Annotated in this window: 13 protein-coding genes; 7 read left to right on the top strand and 6 right to left on the bottom strand. The window is 60.9% G+C overall.

Annotated features, from left to right (window positions below; translation table 11 throughout):
- Positions 1 to 32 precede the first annotated feature (32 nt).
- From def to MU846_RS04370, 5 genes are read left to right on the top strand one after another with little or no spacing between them, the layout of a single operon-like run.
- The gene (def, locus tag MU846_RS04390; RefSeq protein WP_246948854.1) at positions 33 to 539 is read left to right on the top strand and encodes a peptide deformylase; all 507 of its coding nucleotides are present in this window, start codon (positions 33 to 35) and stop codon (positions 537 to 539) included.
- Between the two features lie 49 nt (positions 540 to 588).
- Complete coding sequence (gene fmt, locus MU846_RS04385) at positions 589 to 1,554, top strand: methionyl-tRNA formyltransferase (protein ID WP_246948852.1); 966 nt, start codon at positions 589 to 591, stop codon at positions 1,552 to 1,554.
- Positions 1,551 to 2,870 carry a 16S rRNA (cytosine(967)-C(5))-methyltransferase RsmB gene (gene rsmB, locus MU846_RS04380; protein WP_246948846.1) on the top strand — a complete coding sequence of 440 codons (1,320 nt, stop codon included), beginning with the start codon at positions 1,551 to 1,553 and terminating at the stop codon, positions 2,868 to 2,870. Before fmt ends, rsmB begins: the two co-directional genes overlap by 4 nt.
- Positions 2,871 to 2,894: 24 nt before the next feature.
- A complete protein-coding gene (gene trkA / locus MU846_RS04375; protein WP_246948843.1) occupies positions 2,895 to 4,268 on the top strand; it encodes a Trk system potassium transporter TrkA in 1,374 nt (457 codons plus the stop codon).
- Between the two features lie 29 nt (positions 4,269 to 4,297).
- Positions 4,298 to 5,752 carry a TrkH family potassium uptake protein gene (locus MU846_RS04370; protein WP_246948840.1) on the top strand — a complete coding sequence of 485 codons (1,455 nt, stop codon included), beginning with the start codon at positions 4,298 to 4,300 and terminating at the stop codon, positions 5,750 to 5,752.
- 492 nt (positions 5,753 to 6,244) lie between these two features.
- On the opposite strand, the gene MU846_RS04365 is transcribed toward MU846_RS04370, so the two are convergent.
- The gene (locus MU846_RS04365) at positions 6,245 to 7,393 is read right to left on the bottom strand and encodes an alkane 1-monooxygenase (protein ID WP_246948836.1); all 1,149 of its coding nucleotides are present in this window, start codon (positions 7,391 to 7,393) and stop codon (positions 6,245 to 6,247) included.
- A 160-nt stretch (positions 7,394 to 7,553) separates the two neighbouring features.
- Between MU846_RS04365 and MU846_RS04360 the strand changes: the two genes are divergently transcribed.
- A complete protein-coding gene (locus MU846_RS04360) occupies positions 7,554 to 8,234 on the top strand; it encodes a GntR family transcriptional regulator (protein ID WP_246948833.1) in 681 nt (226 codons plus the stop codon).
- Here the strand turns inward: MU846_RS04360 and chrA are convergent.
- The 5 genes from chrA to MU846_RS04335 form a co-directional block, all read right to left on the bottom strand.
- The gene (gene chrA / locus MU846_RS04355) at positions 8,228 to 9,523 is read right to left on the bottom strand and encodes a chromate efflux transporter (RefSeq protein WP_246948830.1); all 1,296 of its coding nucleotides are present in this window, start codon (positions 9,521 to 9,523) and stop codon (positions 8,228 to 8,230) included. The genes MU846_RS04360 and chrA overlap by 7 nt on opposite strands.
- 252 nt (positions 9,524 to 9,775) lie before the next feature.
- A complete protein-coding gene (locus tag MU846_RS04350) occupies positions 9,776 to 10,918 on the bottom strand; it encodes an acyl-CoA dehydrogenase family protein (protein ID WP_246948829.1) in 1,143 nt (380 codons plus the stop codon).
- 153 nt (positions 10,919 to 11,071) lie between these two features.
- Entirely contained in the window at positions 11,072 to 11,584 is a 513-nt protein-coding gene (locus MU846_RS04345) for an OsmC family protein (protein ID WP_246948820.1), read from the bottom strand.
- 167 nt (positions 11,585 to 11,751) lie between these two features.
- Entirely contained in the window at positions 11,752 to 12,648 is an 897-nt protein-coding gene (locus MU846_RS04340; RefSeq protein ID WP_246948817.1) for an esterase/lipase family protein, read from the bottom strand.
- Between the two features lie 85 nt (positions 12,649 to 12,733).
- On the bottom strand, positions 12,734 to 13,753 hold the full coding sequence (locus MU846_RS04335; protein WP_246948815.1) for a YihY/virulence factor BrkB family protein: 1,020 nt from the start codon (positions 13,751 to 13,753) through the stop codon (positions 12,734 to 12,736).
- Positions 13,754 to 14,043: 290 nt separating this feature from the next.
- Between MU846_RS04335 and MU846_RS04330 the strand changes: the two genes are divergently transcribed.
- Positions 14,044 to 14,979, top strand: a complete 936-nt coding sequence (locus MU846_RS04330) for a hydroxymethylglutaryl-CoA lyase (protein ID WP_246948813.1) — start codon at positions 14,044 to 14,046, stop codon at positions 14,977 to 14,979.
- Positions 14,980 to 15,038 lie beyond the last annotated feature (59 nt).

Raw genomic sequence — 15,038 nt, 5'->3', positions numbered from 1 at the left:
TCACAACTCTGTAAATGAGGCTGGACCCTTTCATGGCCGTAATGCACATTCTCGAGTTCCCCGACCCCCGGCTACGCACGGTAGCAAAGCCGGTGGCAAAGGTGGATGACGAGCTTCGCAAACTGATCGACGACATGCTCGAAACCATGTACGCCGCACAGGGCATCGGCCTGGCGGCGACGCAGGTGAACGTGCACCAGCGCCTGCTGGTGCTGGATGTGTCCGAAGAACGCGATCAGCCGATGGTGTTCATCAACCCCGAAATAGTGCCGCTGGGCGATGACACCAAAACCTACGACGAAGGCTGCCTGTCCGTGCCGGGCTTCTACGAAACCGTGGAGCGGCCGGATCGCGTGCGGGTAAAAGCACTGGATCGCGACGGCAACCCGTTCGAGATGGATTGCGAGGGCCTGCTGGCGGTGTGCCTGCAACACGAGATCGATCACCTCGATGGCAAGCTGTTCGTCGATCATATCTCGCGGCTGAAGCGCGACCGCATCAAGAAGAAGATCGAGAAGCTGCAAAAGCAGCAAGCCTGACCCGGCGCAGAGCCCGCGCCATCAATCCACAACGTCGAGAGGCCCGCTATTGTCCAGCTTGCGCATTGTGTTCGCCGGCACCCCCGATTTTGCCGCCATCAGCCTGCGTGCCCTGCTGGCGTCACGACACACCCTGGCAGGTGTGCTCACACAACCGGATCGCCCGGCAGGGCGCGGTAAAAAGCCGCAGCAAAGCGATGTAAAGATACTCGCAAGTGAGCACCAGCTCACCGTGTTGCAGCCGGAAAACCTGCGTGGCGAGGACATCGCCCAACAGCTCCGCGACTGGGCACCCGATGTGATGGTGGTGGTCGCCTACGGCCTGCTGATCCCCCAGGCGATCCTGGATATCCCCCGCTATGGCTGCATCAATGTGCATGGCTCGCTGCTGCCCCGCTGGCGCGGCGCCGCGCCTGTGCACCGGGCCATTGCCGCCGGCGACAGCGAAAGCGGCGTCACCATCATGCAAATGGAAGCCGGCCTGGATACCGGGCCGATGCTACTCAAGCGCGCCACGCCGATTCACGCCGATGATACCGGCGGCAGCCTTTACCAGCGCATCGCCGATCTCGGCGCCGCCGCACTGGTGGATGTACTGGATGATCTGCCGCGCTACCTGGCCGGCGCCGAGGCCCAACCGGACGAAGGCGTCACCTACGCCCACAAACTCACCAAGGACGAAGCACAACTGGACTGGTCACTGCCCGCGCAGGCGCTGCATGATCGCATCCGCGCCTTCAATCCATGGCCCGTCACCTGGACATCCTTTGGCGGCCAGGCACTGCGCATCTGGGCCAGCGAGCCGGGCACGGGGCAGGGCGCGCCCGGCACCGTGCTGTCCGTGGACGCCGCCCGCAGCATCGAGGTGGCCTGCGGTGAGGGCAGCCTGCATATCCTGCACGCGCAGCTGCCGGGTAAAAAGCCATTGCCTACTCGCGATCTGCTCAGTGGCCGCGCCGACCAGCTGGCGCCGGGGCAACTGCTTTCTGCCGGTTTTGGCGGGGCGGCAAAGTGAGCACTGACACGCGGCTGCTCGCCGTACAAATCCTCAAGGACGTACTCCCCACCGACGGCAATGGCCGCAGCTTGCGAGAGGCTCTTGCCTCGCCGCAGCGTGCCGCACTGAACCCTGCCGAGCGCGGCTTGCTGACCGATCTGTGTTTCGGCGTCTGCCGCCACTATCGGTTTCTGGATCACTGGCTCAGCCGGCAACTGCAAAAGCCGCTGAAAGCATCGGCGCGCCCGGTGCAGCTGGCGCTGCTCTGTGGCCTCTACGAACTCTGGTTCACCGAGCGGGCACAGCACGCCGTGGTAAACGCCTATCCCGATCTCTGCCGGAAACTCAAGGCACCCTGGGCCGCCGGATTGACCAATGCAGTGTTGCGCAAGGCCACCCGCGAAGATCCCGCAGCGCTGGCCGAAACGCTGCCGCCGCCCTTGCGCTATTCGCTGCCCGACTGGCTGTGGCAGCAATGGCAACAGGACTGGGGCGATCAGGCCGAGGCGCTCGCCGCCGCCAGCCTGCAACAGCCGCCGCTGACGCTGCGCGTGAATCGGCGCCAACTCACTCGCGACGCCGCTCTTGAAAGCCTGACCACCGCAGGGCTCGATGCGCAGCCGGTTGCCATCGCGCCCTTTGCCATCACCTTGCAAAACCCTGTGCCGGTACAGCAATTGCCGGGGTTCGGCGACGGTGCGCTCTCCGTGCAGGATGCCGCCGCCCAGTTACCCGCCGAGCTGATCGAAGTGCCTGCCAATGGCCGGCTGCTGGATGCCTGTGCCGCACCGGGCGGCAAGACCGGCCAATTGGCCGAGCGGTTCCCCGATGCCACACTAGTGGCGCTCGACAACGACGCCAGCCGCCTGCGGCGCGTCACCGATAACCTCACACGGCTGGGGCTCGCGGCGCAGCTGATCGAAGGTGACGCCAGCACACCCGAGCCATGGTGGGACGGCGAGCTGTTCGACGCCATCCTGCTGGATGCACCCTGCTCAGCCACCGGCATCCTGCGGCGGCAACCGGATGTAAAATGGCATCGCCGGCCGGATGATTTGACCGCGCTGGTCAGTTTACAGGCTCGCATGCTGGATGCATTATGGCCGCTGATCAGACCGGGCGGCATGCTGGTTTACGCTACCTGCTCGCTGCTGGATCAGGAAAACGCAGCACAAATCAGCGCCTTCCTGACTCGCCACAGCGATGCGCGCGACGACACGCCACCCGGCACAGGCAGCGTTCCGGTCAGTGCCGGCGCACAGTTATTCCCACCGACCCCTGCAGGGGCAGGCCAACACGATGGCTTTTATATGGCGAGGCTGCGCAAGAACTAGGCAGCTCTGGGCGGGCGGCGATAGATGAAGATCATCATTCTTGGCGCTGGCCAGGTGGGCGGCACACTGGCGGAAAACCTCGCTGGCGAGCGCAACGATATCACCGTGATCGACACCAACGCCGAGCGGCTGCGTGAGCTCAGTGATCGCATTGATATCCGCACCGTCGCCGGCCACGGCGCACACCCGGCCATCCTCCAGCAGGCCGGCGCCGAAGATGCCGACATGCTGATCGCCGTCACCAGCAGCGATGAAGTGAACATGATCGCCTGCCAGGTTGCCTACACGCTGTTTCGCACGCCCACCAAAATTGCACGCATTCGCGCAACCGGCTATCTCAGCCACGAAAAGCTGTTCGGCGGCGATGCCTTACCGATCGATATGGTCATCAGCCCCGAGCAACTGGTGACGGATTATATTCGCCGCCTGATCGACCTTCCCGGCGCCTTGCAGGTGGTGAACTTTGCCGGCGGCCGTGTGCAGCTGGTGGCCGTGCGTGCCTATTATGGCGGCCCATTGGTCGGCAACGAACTGCGTGAGCTGCGCCAGCACATGCCCAATGTGGAAACCCGCGTCGCGGCCATTTTCCGCCGCAATCGGGCCATTCAGCCCGAGGGCAATACCATCATCGAGGCCGATGATGAAATATTTTTCGTCGCCGCCCGCAATGACATCCGCGCCGTCATGAGCGAACTGCGGCGGCTTGAACACAACTACAAACGCATCGTCATCGCCGGCGGCGGCAACATCGGTTACCGCCTGGCGAAAGGCATGGAGCACCGCTACAACGTCAAGCTGATCGAGCGCTCGGCACAGCGCTGCACCTGGCTTGCCGGCAATTTGCAGCGCACTATCGTGATGCACGGCCAGGCCACGGATCGCGATCAGCTGCTGAAAGCCAATATCGAAAACGCCGATGTGTTTTGTGCGCTCACCAATGACGATGAAGCCAACATCATGTCATCACTGCTGGCTAGCCGCCTGGGTGCCCGCAAGGTGATGACGTTGATCAGCAACCCGGCCTATGTGGATCTGGTGCAAGGCCACGACATTGATATTGCCGTGTCGCCGCAACAGGCCACCATCGGCAATCTGCTCACCCATGTGCGCCGCGGGGATGTGGTCAGCGTGCACTCATTAAGGCGCGGCGCCGCCGAAGCCATCGAAGCCATCGCACACGGCGACGCGCGCAGCTCTCGCGTGGTCGGCCGCATGATCGAAGATATTGATCTGCCGGAAGGCGCCACCATCGGCGCCGTAGTGCGCGGCGAGAAAGTGCTTATCGCCCACGGTGATGTGATGATTGAACAGGATGATCACGTCATCCTGTTTGTGACGGATCGGCGTCGCATCAAGGATGTGGAAAAACTGTTCCAGGTCGGCTTCACCTTCTTCTGACAACAAGCTTCTGACAGCAAGGCAGCGCGATGCACTTTGCAGTGATCACCAAGGTTCTCGGCATATTGCTCATGGTGTTCAGCTTTACCATGGCGCCCCCGGTGGTGATTGCCTACTGGTATCGCGACGGCAGCGAGCTTGCTTTTTTGAGCGCCTTTGCCGTTATTTTCCTGCTTGGCCTGAGCCTGTGGCTGCCCATGTGGCGTAAACGCGCCGAGCTGCAAACGCGTGACGGCTTTCTGGTAGTGACGCTGTTCTGGACAGTGCTCGGCGTGATCGGCTGCATTCCCTTTCTGTTCAACCCCGCGCTGGATATCAGCATCACGGATGCCATTTTCGAATCCATATCCGGGCTGACGACCACGGGCGCCACCGTACTCACCGGGCTTGATGAATTGCCCCGTTCCTTGCTGTTTTACCGCCAGCAACTGCAATGGCTTGGCGGCATGGGCATCATCGTGCTGGCGATTGCCATCTTGCCGATGCTGGGTGTGGGCGGCATGCAACTTTATAAAGCCGAGACGCCCGGCCCGATGAAAGAAACCAAACTCACACCGCGCATTGCCGAAACCGCCAAAGCGCTGTGGATCATTTATGTGACTTTCACCATCACCTGTGCGCTGCTTTATCGCTGGGCCGGGATGGACTGGTTCGATGCGGTGGCCCACAGTTTCAGCACCGTCTCCACCGGCGGCTTTTCGACCCACGACAGCAGCCTGATCTACTTTGACAGCGCCCTGATCAATGGCATCGCGGTATTTTTCATTTTTCTCGGTGCACTGAGTTTTGCACTGCATTTTGCCGCATTTCGTAGCCGCAGCCTGCGCGCTTATGTAGTTGATCCGGAGTTTCGTTTCTTTGTTGGTCTGATTGTCAGCTACATCGTTATCGTAGCCAGCGGCCTCTGGGCCTATGACCACTACCAGGGCAATACCAGCGCCACCTTGCACCACGCCATTTTTCAGGTGGTATCGTTCAGCTCAGGCACCGGCTTCATCAGCACCGATTCCTCTGACTGGCCTACCTATGTGCTGTATTTTCTTGTGCTTACCAGCTTTCTGGGTGGCTGCGCCGGCTCCACCGGCGGCGGCATGAAAATCGTCCGGGCTGCATTGGTGTTTCATCACAGCCTGCGCGAATTGCGGCGGCTTATTTATCCGACCGGCGTGTTCGCCGTGCGCTTTGGCCATCGCGCCGCCGATGATCGGGTGCTGCAAGCCGTGTGGGGATTTGTCGGCGTTTACATCATGCTCTCGGTAATGTTCACGCTGGTATTCATCATGACCGGCATGGACCCCGGCACCGCGCTCTCCACCTCTGCGGCCTCGCTGAATAATCTGGGGCAGGGCATCGACGGCGTCGCCAGCGGCTTCGGCAATGTCACCGACTTTGCGAAATGGATGATGTGCTTCGCCATGCTGCTCGGGCGGCTGGAAGTGTTCACCATGCTGGTGCTGTTTACGCCGTTGTTCTGGCGGCAGTGAAAAACGGTTCATCGTCGATTTCCGTGGAGCCCTTATCTCTAAATTCGTACTCTTAAGTCCAGACTTCATGGGTTTTGGAGCGAATCATTCTGGACAGGAAGGCGATAGCGAGGCTGGGCGGCCGGGCTGGCTATCGGGATCAGGAGTATTCCTTCCTAAAAATTCGTGCCGCATTCCCCGGCATTCAACGATAAACCTTTTTTAGCCCCTCTCCCCTTGTGGGAGAGGGGTTGGGGAGAGGGGGAGATTATGGCAGGAAATATAGACTCGGCACTTGAGCGAGAAAGAAACTGTCTAGCGCTCGGGATTTTGGCTGTGGAATTTTTAAATTTCTACTGAAGATAAGTGAAAGTAGTGAAACATGTAGCGGGTGTCGTGACAACTGAAAGTTCGTCGTCCCCTCTCCCCCAACCCCTCTCCCACAAGGGGAGAGGGGAGCAAAAAGATGATTCGTCGGTGTTCGGTGTTCGGTGTTCGGTGTTCGGTGTTCGGTCAGGCAATATTATTGATCCGCTTCCCGGTACGGAACAGCTGATCCATCTCGCCCTGGTAGTAGGCTTCCACACGCGGATTGACCACCTTTTTCCACAGCGGCGGGATCAGTGCCAGCACATACATGGCCGCGTAGCCGCCCGGCAGTTGCGGGCTTTCATCGTAGTGGCGCAATACCTGGTAACGGCGTTTCGCATACGCATGGTGATCGCTATGACGTTGCAGCTGGAACAGCGCAATGTTGGTCAGCAGGTAATTCGAGTTCCAGCTGTGTGCCGGAGTAACGCGCTCGTATTTGCCGTTTTCCAATTCGCGGCGGTGCAAGCCGTAGTGTTCAACATAGTTGATTACCTCCAGCGCAAAGGCAGCGAAGAAGCTCTGGCCGAGGAAGAACAGCACGCCCTGCCAGCCGAACAGCAGCCCGAACACCGTCGCCAGCACGGCGGAGATGCCATACCACCAGATCAGCTCGTTATGCACGCTGATGTTCTTTTTACCTTTGCGCTCCAGATACTGTTTCTCCAGGCGCCAGGCATTGATGAAGTTGCGGATAAAGGCGCGCGGCAGGAAGTGATAGACACTCTGGTTGTATCGGGCCGACGATGCATCCGACGGGGTGGAAACATGCACATGGTGGCCGCGCACATGCTCGACCTTGAAACCGGCATAAGTCACCGATGACAACAGCAGACCGCCAGCCCAGGTTTCCAGCCGCGAATCCTTGTGGATCAGTTCATGGGCGAGGTTGATGGCGATGATGCCACCCACGGTGCCGATCGACACGATCCAGCCGAGCTTGCCGAACCAGTTGTAATCGTTGTTCACGAATACCCAGCCCGACCAGAACAGGGCACCAAACCAGATCGGCACCATGAGCAGTGTGAACACCCGATAGATGCGTTCTTCGTTGAGGGAAGGCACTTCGGTCAGCTCATCCGGGTTCGAGGGATCTTTACCGATGATGTAATCCAGAATCGGGATGAGGCCGAAAATGACAAGATAGAGGCCCCAGGCCCAATAGTTCTGTGTTCCGGATTCGCGCCCGTACAAGGCGGTGAGCGGCAGCAATGGCAGCATTGCCGCCCAGAAGAGCGGATAGCCCCACTTCTTGATGGTCATCATGCGCTGGGCGTCAAAGTTCTCGAACATGGCGTTTCTCCCATTGGGCCTCCCGGCCGTTTTATCCTTGTCATTGGGCAATGTCACAATCGAGGCTATCCCTGAATAATTGAAGTGTCAAACAATTCATGTATTCTGTTTGTCACAGACCGGCGTATATAATCTCCCGCCCACTAACGGAGCCGTCTTGATGCCCCCTCTGAAAGCCGTCGCCCTGAGCGATCAGATTGCCGATCACCTGGCGCAACAGATCATTCACGGCGAGTTGGCCGCCGGCGCACGGCTGCAAGAAAACGAGCTGGCAAAACAACTTGATGTGAGCACCAACTCACTGCGGGAAGCTTTCAGGCTCTTGGAAGCGCGGCATCTGATCGAGATAGCGCCCCGGCGAGGCGCTCGTGTTTGCGAGGTCAGCGAAGCGCAGGTGCAGGAGCTGTACGATTTTCTTTTCCTGCTGCTGTCGCAACTGGCCGCGCGGGCGGCGCGGGTCTGGGAGCCGGGCGAGCTGGACGAGCTGGCCCGGATGCTGCCGGAGCTTGAGCGGCTGCATAAGATGGGTGATATCGCTGGCGCGCACCGGATGGTGTTTCAGGTGCTGCCGAATATGCTGGTGTTTGCACGTAATAACTACATGGCCCGGGCGATCAGCGATCTTATTCCGTTATTGCAGCGTTTTTCCTATATGGCGCTGACCGCCGAGACCTCCGAGTTTGATGTGTCGCTGCGGATTTTTCAGCGCTTGCTGATCAATGTGCTGGCTCGCGATGCAGACGCTGCAGCCAGCGATATCCGCGAGTACGGCGAGAACCAGTGCCGCATTGTGTTACGCGCACTTGCCCGGCGCGACGCGCCTGCCGCTGCCGCTCAATAAAGCAGCCACCAGGCAACGCCCCCGCCAAGTGTCGTCAGCGCCAGCACCGGCAGGATGCCCCAACCACGCCGTCCCAGCAGCCACAGTGCCAGGACACCCAGGCCAAGTGGCAACCACTGCACACTGCCGAGCACGGGCACGGTAAGCCCGGCCAGCCGGCGCGTTTCGGCAAACAGCACATGGGTGGCAAACCAGAACGCCAGGTGCGCCATCACCCCCAGTACCGCCGCCGTAATACAGCGCAGGGCGCCAGCCAGCAGCAGGTTGCTACGCAGCCGCTCCACATACGGAGCGCCGGCGAAAATGAACAGAAAGCAGGGGACGAAGATCACCCAGGTGGTCATCAGCGCGCCGAGCACCCCCGCCGTCCAGGGTGAAAACGGCGCCGCTTCCCGAAACGCCGCCATGAAGCCGACAAACTGCACCACCTGAATCAGCGGCCCCGGCGTGCTCTCCGCCAGGCCCAGCCCATCGAGCATTTCACCCGGCTGCATCCAGCCCTGCACCGCGACTGCCTGCTGCGTGATATAGGCCAGCACTGCGTAGGCGCCGCCAAATGTCACCACCGCCACTTCCGAAAAAAACAGGCCCAAGGTCACCAGCACATGATCCGGCCCTAGCCACACCATGCAACACAGCACCGGCGCGCCCCACAACAGCAGCGCAGGCGGCACGATGCGCAGCAGGTGACGATGCCCGGAGGCGGCAACGGTGGCCTGCGAAGCAGGCTGCCAGCCATGCCCCAGCAAGGTGCTTTCAAAGCGTGCGGCAAACAGCCCGATGACAGCCGCCAGCAGCAGCACTAGCGGAAACGGCAGCTTCAACCAGCCGATGGCCAGCAAAGCAACCAGCGCGATGATGCGAAGCAGGGGCGTCGCCAGCGCTCTTTGGGCCAGCCGCCAGACGGCCATCGCCACCAGCGCCAGCACCGCAGCCTTGAGGCCGAACAGCAGTGCCGCCACGGCGGGTATTTCCCGCATGCCGGCATAAAGAAGCGACAGCGCCAGAATGGAGATAAAACCGGGCAGGATAAACAGTGTGCCGGCCACCAGGCCGCCACGGATACCATGCAGATACCAGCCAAGATACGTGGCCAGCTGCTGTGCTTCCGGGCCGGGTAGCACCATGCAGAAATTCAGGGCGTGCAGGAAGCGCTGCTCATCCACCCAGCGTTTTTCTTCCACCAGGATGCGGTGCATGACAGCAATTTGACCCGCAGGCCCGCCAAAACTGAGCAGCGCCACACGCCACCAGACAGCTGCGGCCTCACGAAAGGAAACAGGGCGCATCAGGACAGCTCCGGCTTCAGGCATCGGCGCACAGTAACAGTGGCCCGTGACAAACAGATGGCATCGGGCGCGCCAGCCGCTGCGTTTTGTGAAAATGTGCAGTTCTGAAAGTGCGGGTGCGTAGAAAGCACCCTGCGCCGGCATGGCCAAAGGCAGGGCGCAGGGCGCGCCGACGTGCGGCGGGCCTGGCACCGCGCCCCGGCTCTCTGGGCGCGGTCTTGTCAGGCCTTTGGACAACGCCCGCCAGATTACCTAGCCACGGCCCAGCAGATCACGGGCCACGATCTCCAGCATGATCTCGCTGGTGCCGCCGTAAATCCGCTGAATGCGCGCATCCACATAATCGCGAGAAATCGGGTATTCCTGCATATAGCCGTAGCCGCCGAACAACTGCAGGCATTGATCCGCCACCACCCCTTGCAGCTCGGTGGTGGTGTACTTGGCAATCGAAGCATTCACGGCGGTCAGCGCACCGTCGTCGTACTGATCGGTGCATTGCGCAACAAATGCCTTGTTCACTTCAACCTGGGCCTTGAGGTTGGCCAGTTTGAAACGGGTATTCTGGAACTGCGCGACCGATTGGCCGAACGCTTTACGCTCCTGCACATAGGTGGTGGTGCGCTCCAGCATACCTTCGCAGGCGCCGATGGCGCCAATGGCCAGGATCAACCGCTCGCGGGGCAGCTCGTTCATCAGGTTGGCAAAGCCTTTGCCTTCACCGCCGAGGATCTGATCCGCGCCCACGCGCACATTCTCGAAAAACAGCTCCGAGGTATCGGCGCAGTGGTGGCCCATTTTTTCCAGATTGCGGCCGCGTGCGAAACCGGGCAGGGAGGTATCCACGGTAAACAGCGTCATGCCCCGGCTGCCGGCGTTCGGGTCGGTCTTGGTGGCCAGAACGATCACATCGCAATGCTGGCCGTTGGTGATAAAGGTTTTCTGGCCGTTGATGACATAACCGTCGCCGTCTTTTTCAGCGCGGGTTTTCATGCCTTGCAGATCAGAGCCGGCGCCCGGCTCGGTCATGCCGATGGCGCCGATGGCTTCACCGGTCACCATGCGCGGCAGCCAGGTCTGCTTTTGCTCCTCGGTACCGAGGTGGAGGATATAAGGCGCGACAATATCCGAATGCACGGAAATATTGGACGCCAGGCCGCCAAAGCCCATGCGCGAGGCTTCTTCCACGACAATGGCGGAGAGCCGGAAAGGCGCGCCAAAACCACCATATTGCTCCGGCACGTCAACACACAAAAAGCCGTTTTCGCCCAGGCCCGTCCACACTTCGCGAGGCAGGATTTCGTCCTTTTCCCATTGCGCGTAATGCGGTGCGATTTCCCGTTCCAGATATTTGCGGACATTAGTCCGAAAGAGTTCGATCTCGCTTTGATCCAGCATGAGGCGTCCTGTTCTGTTTTTTTGCCTGAGAGAAGTTTTCGGCGCAGGGCAGGCTGCCCTGCACCGCGCTGTGGGGGATTGTAAGGAAAACCGCGCCAGTGAGCGAAACCGGCGGGTCACGCTATTTGCGGCCCTCGACCCGAGCCGAAGCCATCAGCGCCGAGCGAAGTCAGGCTCTACGACAATGCGCGCAGTCAGGCTATTGGCGATAAAGCACTGCTCGTGCGTCTGCTGATGCAAGGCTCGCAATGTGTCATCCGGCATTGCGTCATCATCGAACACCACACGGGGGCGCAGCGCGATTTCGGTTATCGCCACTTGCCCGGCGGCGTTGGGCGCTAGCACGCCAGAGGCACGATCCAGGTAGCTGAGCACATGCAGCCCTTTGTTCGCGGCAAGCGCCAGGAACGTGAGCATATGGCAGCTGCTCAATGATGCAATCAATGCCTCCTCCGGGCTCACCCGCGATGCGGCACCGAGATAATGCGGGGAAGCCGACGCAGAGACGACTTCGCCACCCGGAAAAGTCCATTCGTGATCGCGATTGTAGCTGCTGGTGCTGAAGGGAGTATCAGGGCCAAGATGCCAGGTTATCGTGGCGCCATAGAGCGCTACCTGACCGGTATCGGTGGTGTGCGGAGAGAGCGCCGCGCGAGATGCCGACATAATCGATCCTCCTTGCTGCCGCAAACACCGGCCGCACCGCTGGGTGGATCGTGGATTGCCTTTGATCGGGCAACCGGTCAACCGAACGGTGCCGCCGTGACACCTTCATCATGGCGCGAGCGGCGAGCAGACTCAAGCGCGGCTGCACCGCCTGGCCAGGCGCAGCATCAGGCCAGATCCGAGCCGTCCTGAACGGCTTCTTCCTGCGGCTCGCTCTGCTTGCTGTCTCCACGCAGGCACGCCTCCACTTCACGCAACACACGGCTGCTGTAGAGCAGCGCACAGTGCCCGTGCAGCGGCACATGAATATTGCCCGCGCCTTCCAGCACGGCGCTGCTGGCCGGCAAAATGAAGTTGTCGAAATTCGAATAGATGGAATAAAAGCGCGCATCGCCTGGCGGCGTGCCCAGCGCCTCCAGCTCCTTCAGGAAATCACTTTGGTACCGCATTTGCCCGGCGGCCCCAATGCGCGGGAACAGGCTGGCGATTCGCGAGCCGGCGTGGGGCGAGCCCAGTGTAATCACTTTGCCAATCTTGCCGGCCAGCCCCAGATGATGCATCGCGTAACGGGTCAAAGGCCCGCCCATGCTGTGGCAGACAAGATGCGCACGCTCGGCCTGTGTCACGCGCAACACTTCTTCCACGTGCTTGACGACCTGCTCTGCAAGCTTGCGCGCATCGATGATCGGCGGTGTGTAGCTCACGGCGTAAACATTGCGCCAGCCCCGGCGCTTGAGCCGCCACTGCATCAGCAGCAGGTTGGCGCTGTCGCCACCGTAACCATGCACGAGAATGATCGGCTCTTCGCCCGGCTTGCGATTCTTCACGGGCGATGCATCGTGCAGCAGCCGGAGCGGATAGGTGACAACCAGGAAGGTGATCGACAGCCATTCGCGCACCATGCCCAGCAGCCCGCCCCAAAGCGAGACAGGTTCGCCGCCCGGCACGTCCGCCAGAGCCGGCGCCACACGGCGCTCATAGAACCAGATGACGTAAAAGGCAAACGTCTGCAAGCCCGTTATGGCAAACAGGACTGCCGCCAGAGAAACCAGCAATTCCCACATCATGCGTCTCCTGCGCATTTGCTAATTGCCGGGCACGCTACCGGCAGGCGGCGCTGCCGTCAAAACTTCTGGCCGGGCTCCTTCATTATTCTTTCGGCGGCGGTTCTTTCGACGGCGACTCTGGCGGCGGCTCTTCGACCAGAGTTCTGCGCACGCATACCGCGGTTGCGGCCGGCTCGATCAATCGCCCCCTCGCCAGGGTATGGGCACGGGTGAAGGCGGCACCAAACAGCAGGATCATGGAGGAGTAATACACCCACAGCAGTAACAGCACCAGCGAGCCTGCGGCGCCGTATGTCGAGGCGGTGGCCGTGTTGGCCAGATAAAATGCGATCAGCAACCGGCCTACCGTGAACAATACTGCCGTCACCAGCGCACCGGGCAGCACATCCCGCCAGCGCAAGCGGACATCCGGCAAAACGCGGAAGATGGTGGCAAACAATAACGTAATCACCAGCAGCGATACTGCTGACTCAAGCATCAGCGCAAGCAACGCCGGGATGGGCAACCAGCTTGCTGCAAACGTCATTACCGCACGCAAAACCACGCTCAACAATAGCGACACCAGCAACACGAAGCCGATCGACAGCACAATGGTGAGCGATACCATGCGGCTCTTGAGCAACAGCAGCAGGGTATTGCGGGAGGGGCGCGGCGCAACACCCCACAGCGCATTCAGCGAGCGCTGCAATTGCGCAAATACCGTGGTCGCGCCCACCGCCATGATGGTCAGCGATAGTAATGTGGGCCACCAGCCACCCTGATCCATACGGGTACCGGCTACGGCGGTGCGCACTGCTTCCGCGGCATCGGCACCAATCGCCTCGCTCAACTGCTGCATGATCTGCTGCATGGCCGCCTCGGTGCTCAACACCAGCCCGATCACCTGCACGGCCAGGATCACTACTGGCGCAATGGAGAAAAGCGTGAAGAACGCCAGCGCACCGGCGTGGCCCATAGCCTGGCTGGCCAGCCAGTTTTCAAGCGCGGCGCGCACAATGCGATACCAGTACACCACTTGCTGTTTCACTCGCTGCTCCAGCCATCTTGCCCGCGCATAGTCTAGCAGCAGCCAGGCGCGCAAACTCGCGACTCCGCCCGCCATGCTGCCTGGTTCACGCCCAGCGCGGCATCATGTGGTTTTCCGATATCACCTTGCTCCACATTCGGGCCACCCGGCATTTCAGGCGCCAGGCCCGCAGTGAGCAGACCGGTCAGTGACGGCAACGCCGGTCGGTGGCAGACTTCGCCAGCACGGCCCGACCGGTTGCGCCTTTTTCGGGAGAGGCTTGTCTGACGAGGCTCTTCTGAAGAGCTTCTGCTGGAGAGCTTCTTTTCTGGCGCACTTCTCTCGGGAGAACCGGTATCAGTAGAGCCACTATCAGGAGAAACGCCATGCGCGAGCAAGAGCGCGAAAAAGTCATTATCAACGAAGTCGGCCTGCGCGACGGCCTGCAAAATCAGCCGCGTCACGTCAGCACCGCCGACAAGGCGCGCATCGCTGAGGCGCTGATCGCGGCTGGCGTGCGCCACCTGGAGCCGGTGAGTTTTGTCAGCCCGAAGGCGGTGCCGCAGATGGCCGATGCCGCTGCCCTGACGGCGGTGCTGCCGCAAAACGATCAGCTGCATTACACCGCGCTGGTGCCCAATCTCCGGGGTTACCAACTGGCTCGCGAGCAGGGTTATGACACCGTTGCGCTGGTTCTCGCCACCACGGATGCCTTCAACGAACGCAACCTGAACATGAGCCTGGCGCAGGCCATCAGCAGTTGCGAGGCGATCATTCAGGCCGCCCGCGCCGATGGCGTGCTGGCGCGCACTTATATCTCCGGCGCTTTTGCCTGCCCTTACGACGGCCCGGTGCCGGTCGATACCACCCTTGAGCTGGTGCAGCGCATGATCGCGGCCGGCAGCGAAGAAATTGCGATAGCGGATACGATTGGCGCCGGCCACCCGCAGCAGATGAAAGACATCATCGCGCCGCTGGTGCAGGAATACGGCAGCGAACGTTTTTACGTGCACCTGCACGATACCCGCGGGCTCGCCAGCGCCATGGCCTGGGCGGCGTGTGATCTGGGCATCCGGCGTTTTGATGCATCCATTGGCGGGCTGGGCGGCTGCCCCTTTGCGCCGGGCGCGACAGGTAACGTGGCCACCGAAGATCTGGTGTACTTGCTGGAGGCGGTCGGCCTGGATACCGGGATTGATCTGCATGGGCTGCGTGAAGCAGTGAAAATTGCCGAGCAAGCGACGGAACGCACCCTGGGCGGCCGGATTTTCAGCTGGATTGATTCACAGGAAAAGCAGGGCAAAACAGTGTGTCTGCCGTGATCTGTCGGCAAAAGCTTACAACATATTAAGCGTTGACCTACAGTCGTAACCCGCGAGAC

Origin of the sequence: Alcanivorax quisquiliarum (assembly GCF_023051175.1) — a bacterium.
Lineage (GTDB): Bacteria > Pseudomonadota > Gammaproteobacteria > Pseudomonadales > Alcanivoracaceae > Isoalcanivorax > Isoalcanivorax quisquiliarum.
Note: the sequence above shows the minus strand (reverse complement) of the source record. Positions and strands in the feature narration are given on the sequence as shown.